The sequence below is a fragment of the Nocardia otitidiscaviarum genome (assembly GCF_007362295.1).
GTDB classification, from domain to species: Bacteria; Actinomycetota; Actinomycetes; order Mycobacteriales; family Mycobacteriaceae; genus Nocardia; species Nocardia otitidiscaviarum.
In genome coordinates this window covers 35,258-47,803 of sequence record NZ_CP041695.1, presented here as the reverse complement: position 1 = coordinate 47,803, position 12,546 = coordinate 35,258, and the positions used below count along the sequence as shown (strand labels likewise).

9 protein-coding genes are annotated in these 12,546 nt (G+C 69.3%); 6 read left to right on the top strand and 3 right to left on the bottom strand.

Going from position 1 to position 12,546, the window contains the following annotated elements; all coding sequences use genetic code 11:
- Positions 1-1,275, bottom strand: a complete 1,275-nt coding sequence (locus tag FOH10_RS00270; RefSeq protein ID WP_143979171.1) for a geranylgeranyl reductase family protein — start codon at positions 1,273-1,275, stop codon at positions 1-3.
- Positions 1,276-1,682: 407 nt separating this feature from the next.
- Between FOH10_RS00270 and FOH10_RS00265 the strand changes: the two genes are divergently transcribed.
- Positions 1,683-2,705, top strand: a complete 1,023-nt coding sequence (locus FOH10_RS00265) for a polyprenyl synthetase family protein (RefSeq protein WP_280525736.1) — start codon at positions 1,683-1,685, stop codon at positions 2,703-2,705.
- Between the two features lie 103 nt (positions 2,706-2,808).
- Entirely contained in the window at positions 2,809-3,690 is an 882-nt protein-coding gene (htpX, locus tag FOH10_RS00260) for a zinc metalloprotease HtpX (RefSeq protein ID WP_143979170.1), read from the top strand.
- Positions 3,691-3,820: 130 nt separating this feature from the next.
- Here htpX and FOH10_RS00255 read toward each other — a convergent pair whose 3' ends face one another.
- Positions 3,821-4,324: a DUF2505 domain-containing protein gene (locus FOH10_RS00255; protein WP_143979169.1), complete on the bottom strand. Its 504-nt coding sequence runs from the start codon at positions 4,322-4,324 to the stop codon at positions 3,821-3,823.
- Positions 4,325-4,394: 70 nt separating this feature from the next.
- Between FOH10_RS00255 and FOH10_RS00250 the strand changes: the two genes are divergently transcribed.
- From FOH10_RS00250 to FOH10_RS00235, 4 genes are all read left to right on the top strand, one after another.
- On the top strand, positions 4,395-4,811 hold the full coding sequence (locus FOH10_RS00250) for a DUF3592 domain-containing protein (protein ID WP_029925960.1): 417 nt from the start codon (positions 4,395-4,397) through the stop codon (positions 4,809-4,811).
- 78 nt (positions 4,812-4,889) lie between these two features.
- Entirely contained in the window at positions 4,890-5,534 is a 645-nt protein-coding gene (locus FOH10_RS00245; RefSeq protein ID WP_244962162.1) for a demethylmenaquinone methyltransferase, read from the top strand.
- A gap of 145 nt (positions 5,535-5,679) precedes the next feature.
- Positions 5,680-10,335: a bifunctional nitrate reductase/sulfite reductase flavoprotein subunit alpha gene (locus FOH10_RS35335; protein WP_244961500.1), complete on the top strand. Its 4,656-nt coding sequence runs from the start codon at positions 5,680-5,682 to the stop codon at positions 10,333-10,335.
- 45 nt (positions 10,336-10,380) lie between these two features.
- Complete coding sequence (locus FOH10_RS00235; protein WP_143979166.1) at positions 10,381-11,418, top strand: alpha/beta hydrolase; 1,038 nt, start codon at positions 10,381-10,383, stop codon at positions 11,416-11,418.
- A 22-nt stretch (positions 11,419-11,440) separates the two neighbouring features.
- On the opposite strand, the gene FOH10_RS00230 is transcribed toward FOH10_RS00235, so the two are convergent.
- The gene (locus FOH10_RS00230; protein ID WP_143979165.1) at positions 11,441-12,475 is read right to left on the bottom strand and encodes an aldo/keto reductase; all 1,035 of its coding nucleotides are present in this window, start codon (positions 12,473-12,475) and stop codon (positions 11,441-11,443) included.
- Between the last annotated feature and the right edge of the window lie 71 nt (positions 12,476-12,546).

Here is a 12,546-nt window from a genome sequence, read left to right as displayed (position 1 = left end):
TCAGGAGAAAGGCTGGAGTTCGTCCAGGCGCAGCGAAGCGCGTCCCGCGCTCCGCCACAGCTTGGCGGTCAGATCCACGTCCTCATCGGTGACCAGATTGCCCATGACGCGAACGGCGGTGCGCTGCAAAAGTTTCGAGCGCATGACCGGCGGGCCGCCGAGCGGCACCGTCTTGGGATGGGTGGCGAATCCGGCCAGTCGGCGCGCCACCGAGAAGGTGCGGCCGTAGCGGGCGCGCAGCATATCCGGCCACAGCGTGGACAGATCGGGCTCGTCCAGAATGCCGGCGAGCATGTGGCCGCCCTCCAGGCCGTAGTCGATGCCCTCACCGTTGAGCGGGTTCACGCATCCGGCGGCGTCGCCCACCAGCGCCCAGTTGCGGCCCGCCACGCGGGAGACCGCGCCGCCCATGGGCAGCAGCGCCGACGCCACCGCGCGGGCCTCACCCTCGAACCCCCACTCCTCGCGGCGCAGCGAGACATAGTGCTGGAGCAGCGGTTTCAGCGAGATGTGCGAGGGGCGGCGTTCGGTGGCCAGGGAGCCGACGCCGATATTGACCTCGCCGTTGCCCAGCGGGAACACCCAGCCGTAGCCGGGGACCAGGCTGCCCTCGGCATCCCGCAGTTCCAGGTGCGAGGTGATCCACGGGTCGTCGCTGCGGGCGGAGGTGATGTAGGCGCGGGCCGCCACGCCGTAGGCGTACTGCCGATGCCAGGTGCGGCCCAGCAGCTTGCCCACCGGCGACCGCACGCCGTCGGCCACGATCAGCGTCTTGCAGCTGATGGCGTGCAACCCGCCGTCGGTCTTCACCGTGACGCCGGTGACCCGGTCGCCGTCGCGGGCCACCTCGACCACGCGCGCGCCGTCCACCATGCGGGCACCCGCCTTCATCGCGGTCTCGCGCAGCTTGTCGTCGAGTTCGGTGCGCGGCACGGCGCTGCCGTAACTCGGGAACGACCCCTCCGGCCAGGGCAGCAGCGCCTCACGCCCGAATCCGGCCATGCGCAGACCGTGGTTCACGGTATGCGCGCGCAGCCACTCCCCCAGCCCCAGATGCTCGAGTTCGGCCGTGGCGCGCGGAGTCAGCCCGTCACCGCAGGTCTTGTCGCGCGGGAACACCGCGGAATCCACTCCCAGCACGTCCCGCCCGGCCCGCGCCGCCCATGCGGCGGCGGCCGACCCGGCCGGTCCCGCCCCCACCACCAGCACCTCCGCGTGCGCGGGCAATACGTCCGACATCGACCCCTGCCCGGGCGTCGTCTCCGGTGAACCCATGGGACCCATACTGGCACGGGCTGTGTTCGATTTGCCCTCCGCTGCGCTCCGGGCGGATTCGCGGCGCTGAAAGTCCCGGTTCTTCCCTCCCTCCGCTCCCCCGCTTCGCTCCTCCGCTCCGGTCAGTCCAGAACCGGGACGCGCCGCGAACCCATGAGGGTTGCGCTACGGATGTGGACCAGGCAGTCCCTGCCACGGACACGAGCCGTAGGGCAGGCTGCGCTACGGACGCGAACAGGGAGGCTCGCCGCAGACGCGGACCTCGTTGGTTTCGCTACGGGCCGGGGGTGGAGGTGCGGGGGCGGCCGGTGTTCTTTGCGTCCCACTACGGTGGTGTTCCATGGGGATATAAGTGGCGACACGCTAGGTTCTTCCCCGTGGGGTCGGACGCGGCACTGGGAGATGAAATGAGCGCATCGGCTGTGAGCGATGAGAGCACCGTGGTTGCGGGGGTGGATCTCGGCGATCCGGAGCTCGCCGCAACCGTGCGGAACGGCCTGGTGGAGGTCGAGGATCTGCTGATCCGGGAGCTGTCCGACGGGGAGGAATTCCTGCAGGAGGCGGCGCTGCACCTGGCACGGGCGGGTGGGAAGCGGTTCCGGCCGCTGTTCACCATCCTCACCGGGCAGCTGGGCCCCAAGCCCGACAGCCCGGACCTGATCACGGCGGGCACCGTGGTCGAGCTGGTGCATCTGGCGACGCTGTACCACGACGACGTGATGGACGAGGCCCCGATGCGCCGCGGCGCGCCGAGCGTGAATTCGCGCTGGAGCAATTCCATCGCGATCCTCTCCGGTGACTACCTGTTCGCGCACGCCTCGCGCCTGGTGTCCACGCTGGGTCCGGACGCGGTGCGCATCATCGCCGAGACCTTCGCCGAGCTGGTGACCGGGCAGATGCGGGAGACGCTGGGCGCCAAGGAATCCCAGGATCCGGTGGAGCACTATCTGCGGGTGGTGTGGGAGAAGACCGGCTCGCTCATCGCGGCCTCGGGCCGGTTCGGCGGCACCTTCTCCGGTGCGGACCCCGAGCATGTGGAGCGGCTGGCGCGGCTGGGCGACGCGGTGGGCACCGCCTTCCAGATCTCCGACGACATCATCGACATCTCCTCGGTGTCGGAGCAGTCCGGCAAGACTCCGGGCACCGACCTGCGCGAGGGGGTGCACACCCTGCCGGTGCTGTACGCGCTGCGCGACGAGGGCCCGGAGGGCGACCGGCTGCGCAAGCTGCTGGCCCGCCCGCTGGAGACCGACACCGAGGTGGAGGAGGCGCTGGAGCTGCTGTCGCGCTCGCGCGGCATGCTGCTGGCCAAGGAGAAGTTGCAGGGCTACGCCGATATCGCGCACGCGGAGCTGTCCGCGCTGCCGGCCGGGCCCGCCAACGAGGCGCTGGAGCGCCTGGTGCGCTACACCATCGAACGCGTGGGCTGAGGCCGACGACCGTGGCCCGGGTCGCATCCGGGAACCCGTTTCACCGTGCTCATCGTTGACCTGGTGTAACGCACACTGGGAGGGGCGCGGCAGAAGGAGACCGATGCACGGGCACAGTTTTTCGAACGGGTTGAAGACCTTCGGGCTCCTGGTCGGAATGTCGGCGCTGATCGTGTTCGCCGGGGCAATGTTCCGCAATCCGACGATCCTGGTGCTGTCGATCCTGCTGGCCGTGGGCATGAACGCCTACGCGTACTTCAACAGCGACAAGCTGGCGCTGCGGGCCATGCACGCGCAGCCGGTGACCGAACTGGAAGCGCCGGTCATGTATCGCATCGTGCGGGAGTTGGCGACCACCGCGCGCCAGCCCATGCCGCGGCTCTACATCAGCCCCACCAACGCGCCGAACGCCTTCGCGACCGGCCGCAGTCCCCGGCACGCGGCGGTGTGCTGCACCACCGGCATCCTCCAGATACTGGACGAGCGCGAGCTGCGCGCGGTGCTGGGCCACGAGCTTTCGCACGTGTACAACCGGGACATCCTCATCTCGTCGGTGGCGGGTGCGCTGGCCTCGGTCATCTCCGGGCTGGCCAATCTGGCCTTCTTCGCCAGCGCCTTCGGTGGGAACCGCAATGGTGAGGGCCCGAATATGCTCGGCATCCTGCTGGTCTCGCTGCTGGGTCCGATCGCGGCAACGCTGATCAAGCTGGCCGTCTCCCGCTCCCGCGAATTCCAGGCCGATCAGGACGGTGCCGAACTCACCGGCGACCCGCTGGCCCTGGCCTCGGCCCTGCGCAAGATCGAACGCGGGGTGCAGGCCGCTCCGCTGCCGCCGGAACCGCGCCTGGCGGCCGAATCGCACATGATGATCGCGAACCCGTTCCGCGCCGGGGACAAGGTGGCCCGCCTGTTCTCCACCCATCCACCCATGGCCGAGCGCATCGCGCGCCTGGAGCAGCTGGCGGGCGGCCCCCGGCACCTCTAGCGGTCGGCCGTCGATCCGGCCGGTGGGTGCCACCCATGCCGAGCCGTTCCAGCGTGGGTACGACGTGCGGTGTGCCCGAGACGGGCGTGCCCGCCCGTGCGATACGGGCGGGCACGAAACTGCTTGGTTCCTAGGCGTTCTGGGTGGCGTACCAAGCCTCGATGTGCTTGCGTTCGCTGTCCATCACCTTGTGGAGCAGGTTCTCCACCAGCGGTTCGATGGCGCCGCCCACGATGGCGACCTTGACGGCCACGATGCCGTTCACCTCGATTTCGGAGCCCGCGGCGGTGGGCCGCAGTTCGTAGGTGCCCTCCATCTCGGTGGTGATGCCCTTGGACGCACCCTTGAAGTCGCCCTTGGCGATCTCGCCGTCGAGGGCACCCCAGTTGTCGGTGCGCTCGAGGACGAGTTCGCTCTTGAGCACCTTGGTGACGATGCTGGGAATCTTCTCCTCGGGCGCCTTTTCGGTCATATGGATGCGGATGGTGCCGGGTCCCTCGGGGTGCGAGAGATCCAGGGTGGCGGTGGCGGCGTCGGCGAAGCGCGACCGCCACACGTCGTCGGAGGTGAGTGCCCGGTGAAGATCTTCGACCGGAACGCTGTACTGCACGGTGAAGCTGATTTTTCGGGACATGGCCGCACACGCTAGTCGAGCCGTTGAATAAGCTGGTGAAGTGTCGGAAACCAGCCAGTCTGCCAACACGATGCGGCACCGTGCGCTTCGCTTGCGGCGGACCCGGATCGGGGTCCTCATCGCCGCTACCGCTATCAGCGCGCTATCGGTGCTGCTGCTGCTCGCGGCCTGGCGCGATGACTATCTGATCAACTCCGACAAAGGTGTGGCTACCGGTGAGGTGCTGTCGGCGGGCCGCCTGCGTTCGGCCGTCATCTTCGTCACTCCGGACGGCAAGACCCACAATCCGCGGGTGGGGGTGCTCTACCCCACCAAACTGACGGTGGGCGAACGCATCAACGTCGAGTACCGGCGCAGCGATCCGGACCTGGTGCGGGTGGCGGGCCGGGATGTGCGGGTGGCCATCATCCCCACGCTGTCGGTGATCGTGGTGACCTGGGGCGTGGCGCTGCCCACGCTGTGGCTGCTGTCGCGCCGGGAACGCTAGGGTTCGACTGTGGCGAAAACAGAGCGGCGGGAATCGTTTCGGGCCTCGCTGGACAAGAAGCCGCACGAGGTCGCGTCGATGTTCGACGGGGTCGCGAAGCGGTACGACCTGACCAATACCGTCATCTCCGCAGGACAGGACCGGTATTGGCGCTGGGCGACGCGCAAGGCCCTCGCGCTACGGCCCGGTGAGCGGGTGCTGGACCTCGGGGCCGGAACCGGCGTGTCCACGGTAGATCTGGCCAAATCCGGCGCCTGGGTGGTGGCGGCGGACTTCTCGCAGGGCATGCTCGCCGCCGGACGGCATCGCAAGGTGCCGATGGTGGCCGGCGACGCCATGCGCCTGCCCTTCGCCGACGCCTCCTTCGATGCCGTGACCATCGCCTTGGCGCTGCGCAATGTGGCCGATCCAGATCAGGCGCTGCGCGAGATGCTGCGCGTCACCAAACCGGGCGGACGGCTGGTGGTGGCGGAGTTCTCGACGCCGGTGTTCGGCCCGTTCCGCACCGTCTACATGGAGTACCTGATGAAGGCGCTGCCGAAGGTGGCGCGCGCGGTCTCCAGCAATCCGGACGCCTACGTGTACCTGGCCGAGTCGATCCGGGCCTGGCCGACGCAGTCGCAGCTGGCGCTGCGCATTGCCGACGCCGGTTGGTCGCGGGTCGGGTGGCGCAATCTGACCGGCGGGGTGGTGGCGCTGCACCGCGCCTACAAACTGGGCTGACGATTCGGGCCGAATTCGCCCCTGTGTTCTAAATCACCGCAGGTCAGCGACCTCACTACGGCTCGTGCGCGCTGTGAGGAGTTTTGTCACCTGCCGATAACGTCGGTTAAATCCGGCGCAATCGGGGATCGGGATGATCGGTCTCATGTCGGATGCAGCCACCCCCCGCACGAGCACCCGCACGGCGTGCTCCTACTGCGGCGTGGGCTGCGGCATCACCGTCGACACCGGGACCGACGAACACGGCGCGACCGTGATCGCCAAGGTGAGCGGTGACAAGCTGCACCCGGTCAACGCCGGACGCCTGTGCACCAAGGGGGCGACCCATCTCGAACTACAGACCACACCGGGCCGGATGGCGACCGCGTACCGGCGGCCCGAGCGCGGGCAGACACCGGTGGCGGTGCCGGTCGACGCGGCCGTCCAGGAGGCCGCCGACCGACTGCGGGTGATCCTCGACACCCACGGACCCGACGCCATCGCCCTGTACGTGTCCGGGCAGATGTCGATGGAGGCGCAGTACCTGGCCACCAAACTGGCCAAGGGGTACCTGCGGACCGTGCACATCGAGGCCAATTCGCGGCTGTGCATGGCCAGTGCGGCCACCGGCTACAAGCAGTCGCTGGGCGCGGACGGCCCGCCCGGCTCCTACGACGACATCGACCACGCCGACCTGTTCTTCGTGATCGGCGCGAATATGGCCGACTGCCATCCGATCCTGTTCCTGCGCATGGCCGACCGGTTGAAGGCGGGCGCGAAGCTGATCGTGGTGGATCCGCGCCGCACCGATACGGCGGCGCGGGCCGACCTGTTCCTGCAGATCGCGCCCGGCACCGATCTGGCGCTGCTCAACGGCCTGCTGCACCTGCTGGTCGAGAACGGGGACATCGACGCCGACTTCATCGCCGAGCACACCGAGGGCTGGGCGGCCATGCCGGAGTTCCTGGCCGACTACCCGCCCGCGCGGGTCGCCGAGATCACCGGCGTCGACGAGGCGGAGCTGCGCACCGCCGCCCGCTGGATCGGGGCGGCGGGCGAGTGGATGTCGCTGTGGACCATGGGTCTGAACCAGTCCACGCACGGCACCTGGAACACCAACGCCCTCTGCAATCTGCACCTGGCCACCGGGGCCATCGGGCGCACCGGCAGCGGGCCGTTCTCACTGACCGGGCAGCCGAATGCCATGGGCGGCCGGGAGATGGGCTATATGGGTCCGGGACTGCCCGGACAGCGCGCGGTGCTGTCGGCGGCCGATCGCGCCTTCGTGGAGACCGTGTGGGGCGTGGAGCCGGACACCATCCGGGACACCGGCGGCCCCGGCACCATCGAGATGTTCCGCGGCCTGGCCGACGGGGATATCAAGGCGTGCTGGGTCATCTGCAGCAATCCGGTTGCCTCCGTGGCGAACCGGAAGACGGTGATCGCGGGCTTGGAAGCGGCGGAGCTGGTGATCGCGCAGGACGTGTACACCGAGACAGCCACCAACGCCTACGCCGACGTGCTGCTGCCCGCCACGCTGTGGGCGGAATCGGATGCGGTGATGGTGAATTCGGAACGCACCATGACGCTGCTGCGGCGCTCGGTCGATCCGGTGGGCGAGGCGCGGCCGGACTGGCTGCTCATCGCGCAGGTCGCCACCGCCATGGGGTTCGAGGGATTCGACTACGCGTCGAGCGCCGAGGTGTTCGAGGAGATCACGCGGTTCAGCAATCCGGCCACGGGGTACGACCTGCGCGGCATCAGCTACGAGGCGCTGCGCGAGGGGCCCATGCAGTGGCCGTGCCCCGATCCGGAGCGGCGGCGCAATCCCATTCGCTATCTGAACGACGGTGTCAGCCAGCCGCTGTTCACCGCCGCGGACGGGCACACCCCGCGGCTGGCCTTCGCCACGCCCAGCCGCCGCGCGGTGTTCTGGCCGCGCCCGCATCTGCTGCCCGAGGAGATGCCCGACGAGGACTTCCCGTTCGTGCTCAACACCGGTCGCCTCCAGCACCAGTGGCACACCATGACCAAGACCGGGAAGATCGCGAAACTCACCAAGCTGAACGGGAAGCCGTTCGTCGAGGTGCATCCCGACGACGCCGAGCGGCTGGATGTGCGCGACGGCGACCACCTCGAAATCGCTTCCCGCCGTGGGCGGGCGGTGCTGCCGGTCGTGGTCGGCGACCGCACCCGGCCGGGCTCCTGCTTCGCGCCGTTCCACTGGAATGACGAACAGGGCGAGTACCTGACCATCAATGCCGTCACCAACGACGCGGTGGACCCGGCCTCGCTGCAACCGGAGTTCAAGGCGTGCGCCGTCCGGCTGCGGAAGGTGGCCGTGCTGTCGGAGGGCGCTGCGGGGACGACCGGGGATGACCGGGAGTCGTCGGCGGGCACATCGGGAGTGCTCGCGGGCGCAGCGGGGATGCTCGCAGGCACGGCGGGAGTAGCCGCGCGCGCGGCGGGGGCCGTGGGGGCAGTTGGAACTGCTGCGGGCGCATCGGGAACTGCTGGGGGTGTAGCTGGAATGTACGCGGGCGCAGCGGGTCCACCCGGCGGAGCACCGGCGGCCGCGCCGGCGATGTCCAGCGGACCGCATCCGCTGGCGACCATGCTCGGACTCGAGGGGGCCACCGCGCCCACCCTGAGCGAGACCGAGCGCGTCTATCTCGGCGGATATCTCGCCGCGCTGCACTCGCTTCCGGTGACCGGGCAGCCGGTGCTGCCGGAGACCGCGCCCATCTCGCCCGCCGCTCGCATGTGGGTCGACGGGCTGCTGGCCGGAATGTACTCCCGCATCGCAGGTATCGGGCTGGACGCGGGCCCCGCCGATGCGCCCGCGGCGGCTCCGCCGCGCACGGTGACCGTGCTCTGGGCGTCCCAGACCGGCACCGCCGAGGAGTTCGCGGCGGCCGCCGCCACCCGACTGGCCGAATCCGGTTTCACGCCACGGCTGCTCGATATGGACTCCGCCGAACTGTCCGATCTGACCGGAGACGTGCTCATCATCAGCAGCACCTTCGGCGACGGCGGCCCGCCCGACAACGGCGCGGACTTCTGGGAACGGCTGACCGACAGCGCCACCCGCTTCGTCGGCGTCCGCTACGCCGTCTTCGCCCTCGGCGACTCCTCCTACGACGACTTCTGCGGCCACGGCCGCAAACTCGACGAACTGCTCGCGAAACGCGGTGCGACCCGGCTGCTCTCCCGGATCGACAGCGAACCAGACTACGAGGACCTGGCCGACCAGTGGCTGACGGAGGCACTCGCCGCCCTCACCGAGGCCGACGGGGCGGCGGCTGACGGCGACCCGGCGGGCACCGTCGATCGCGGGCCCGGCGGGAACGGTGGCGCTGCCCCCGAATTCGGTGCTGACGCCGCCGGTTTCGGCACCGGCGCGGCCGGGATCGGCGGTTCTGCATTCAGTGATGACAGCCGTGGCTTCACTGGTGGCGGCGGTGGAGCCACCCGCGCGGGCCGACCGGCCGGAGTCGGCGGTAACGCGGTTGCGGTCAGCGGCGCTGCCGGTGGATACGGCCACGGTTCGGCGGGCAGCGGCCCGCAGGCGAGCAACGGTGGTGGGGTCGGCAACGCGACAGCGGGGATCGACGGCGGCCGGGTCGGAGTCGGGGCGGCCGGGGGGCGGTCCGCCACCGCGACGGCGGCGCGTACGCGGCGCACCGCGCCCGCGCCCTTCACCCGGAATGCGCCGGTGTCCGCGCCGCTGGTGCGCAATGAGCTGCTGTCGCGGCCGGGGTCGGCGAAGGAGGTGCGGCAGTTCGGGTTCGATCTGCGCGGGCTCGAGGCCGGTTACGAGGTGGGGGATTCGCTGGGGGTGCGGCCCGCCAACTGCGACAAGGTGGTGGCCGAATGGCTGGATGCCACCGGGCTGGACGGGCGGCGCGGGATCGAGGTCGACGATCGAGAGGTGCCGCTCGCCGAGGCGCTGCGCACCCATTTCGACATCACCAAGGTGTCGCAGGATCTGCTCGGCTTCATCGCCGACCACAATCCGAGCCCGCGGCTGGCGAAACTGCTGCGCCGCGACAACCGTAACGAGCTGGACAGCTACCTGTGGGATCGGCAGGCGGTGGACGTGCTGCGCGACTTCCCGGTGCGGGCCGATCTGGTGGAGTGGCTGGGCACGCTGAAGAAGCTGCAACCGCGCCAGTATTCGATCTCCTCCAGTCCCCTGGTCAGCCCGCACGAGGTGCAGTTGACGGTGGGCGTGGTGCGCTATGGCGACCCCGAGGCCATCGGTTCGGCGTCCCGGCGCGGCGGGGTGTCGTCCACCTTCCTGTCCGACCGCGCGGACGCCCCGGTGCCGATCTTCCTGCAGCGCGCCCCGCACTTCCGCCCGCCGCTGGACCCGAACGCCCCCATGATCATGGTCGGCCCCGGCACCGGCATCGCCCCCTTCCGCGGCTTCCTGCAGGAGCGTCGCGCCCTCGGCTGCCGCGGCCGCAACTGGCTGTTCTTCGGCGACCAGTACGCCCGGGACAACTTCTACTACCGCACCGAACTCGAGGACATGTTCCGCTCCGGCTTCCTGACCCGGCTGGATCTGGCCTTCTCCCGGGATCAGCGGGAGCGGATCTACGTCCAGCACCGCATGATCGAGCACGGCGCCGAGCTGTGGGCGTGGCTGCGCGAGGGCGGCCACTTCTACGTCTGCGGCGATGCGGCACGCATGGCCAAGGACGTGGACGAGACCCTGCTGAAGATCGCCCGCATTCACGGCAAGCTGGACGAGGACGGCGCCCTGGCCTTCAAGAAGCAGCTCATCGCCGAGAAGCGCTACGTGCGCGACGTGTACTGAGTCACGCGGCGTAACCCCGCCTGTTGATCTTGCGATAGGGCGGGCATGGGACGACGGGCTCTGGCGGTGCTGCTTGCCGCCGTATCGATCATGATCGGCGCACAGGCGGCCGCCGCCGAACCGGTAACCGGGGCTCCCGGCGTCGCGGTGCCCGACCTGAGATCACCGGACGGATCCTACGTCGAGAGCATCGAGGTGCAGGACGAGCGCAATATCCGCCTCCAGGTGCGTTCCGCCGCAATGGATATGACCATCCCGGTGGACGTGCTGCGCCCGGCCGACACCTCCGAGCCGCGTCCCACCCTGTACCTGCTCAGCGGCGCGGGCGGCGGAATCGACACCGCCACCTGGAAATTGCGCACGGACGCGCTGGAGTTCCTGTCCGACAAGAACATCAATGTCGTGCAGATCATGGCCAACGGTTTCGCCTTCTACACCGACTGGCTGCGGCGCGATCCGGTGCTGGGCCTGAACAAGTGGGACACCTACCTGAGCGAGGAACTGCCGCCGCTCATCGACGCCGCCCTGAACACCAATGGCGTGAACGCCATCGCGGGCCTGTCGATGGCGGGTGTGGCGGTGCTGAATCTGGTGCGTGAGAACCCCGGCATGTTCCGCAGTGTCGCCGTGTACAGCGGCATCACCCAGACCAGCGATCCGATCGCCCGGGAGGCGGTGCGGCTGACCGTGGAGGTGTGGGGCGGCGGCGATGTCGAGAATATGTGGGGCGCACCGGATAATCCGCTCTGGGAGCTCAACGATCCGACCATTCACGCCGAGGGTTTGCGCGGCACCAATATCTTCGTCTCGACCGGCAACGGCATTCCGGGGATCTACGACATCCCCGGCGGACCGTTCCGGGAGGAACCGCCGATCGAGACGCCGAAGACGGTCGCCATCGGCGCGTTCATCGAGGCGAATGTCGACATGTTCAACCGCAATCTGCAGAACCGGTTGCACGAGTTGGGAATTCCGGCGACCTTCGTCTACCGCGACAGCGGCACCCACTCCTGGGGGTACTGGCAGGACGATCTGAAGACCTCGTGGCCGGTGCTGGCGCAGGGGCTGTATTCGGCGCCCTGACCAGCCCGGCCACCGAGACCGCTCAGACCCGCGGCGGGTTGAGGCGGGTGAAGTCCGGGAGTCGGTAGTAGGGGTAGTACGGGTAGGGCGGTGTGGTGGCGCTGGCCTTGTCCAGGCGAGCGAGCTGGTCGGCGTCGAGCTGCCAGCCGACCGCGCCGAGGTTCTGGCGCAACTGCTCCTCGTTGCGCGCGCCCACGATCACCGTGGACACGGTGGGCCGTGAGAGCAGCCAGTTGAGGGCGATCTGCGGGACGGTGCGCCCCGTGTCGGCGGCGATCTCGTCGAGTACGTCGACCACGTCGTAGAGCAGTTCGCCGCGCACCGGCGGCCCGGCCTCCGCGGTGCGGTGCAGGCGGCTGCCCGCCGGAAGCGGTTGTCCGCGACGGATCTTCCCGGTGAGGCGACCCCAGCCCAGTGGGCTCCAGACCACCGCGCCGACGCCCTCGTCCTGTGCCAGCGGCATGAGTTCCCACTCGTAGTCACGGCCGACCAGCGAGTAGTACACCTGGTGCGCCACATAGCGCGGGAAGCCGTGCCGGTCCGCCGCCGCCAGCGATTTCATGAGCTGCCAGCCCGCGAAGTTGGATGCACCCACGTAGCGGATCTTGCCCGCGCGCACCAGATCGTCCAGTGCGGCGAGGGTTTCGGTCACCGGTGTCCCGGCGTCGAAGGCGTGCAGCTGGAACAGGTCGATGTGGTCGACACCGAGCCGTCGCAGCGAGCCCTCGACCGCGCCGATGAGCCGGGAGCGGCCCGCGCCCGCGTCGTAGGGTCCCGGACCGGTGGGCAGTGCGGCCTTGGTGGACAGCAGCACTCGGTCGCGCCGCCCTCGAATCGCCTCGCCCAGTACTTCTTCCGAGGCTCCGTCCGAATACACGTCGGCGGTGTCGAACATGGTGACGCCCGCTTCCAGGCTGATGTCCACCAGCCTGCGCGCCTGCGCCGCGTCGGTGTCGCCCCAGGCGGAGAACAGTTCGCCGCGCCCACCGAAGGTACCCGCGCCGAAGCTCAGTGCCGGAACCAGCAAGCCCGATGCGCCCAGTCGACGGTACTCCATTGCCCACTCCTAACGGAACCACAGTTTCATTAACAATCCCGACGATACACTGCCGTGGACACAAATGGAAC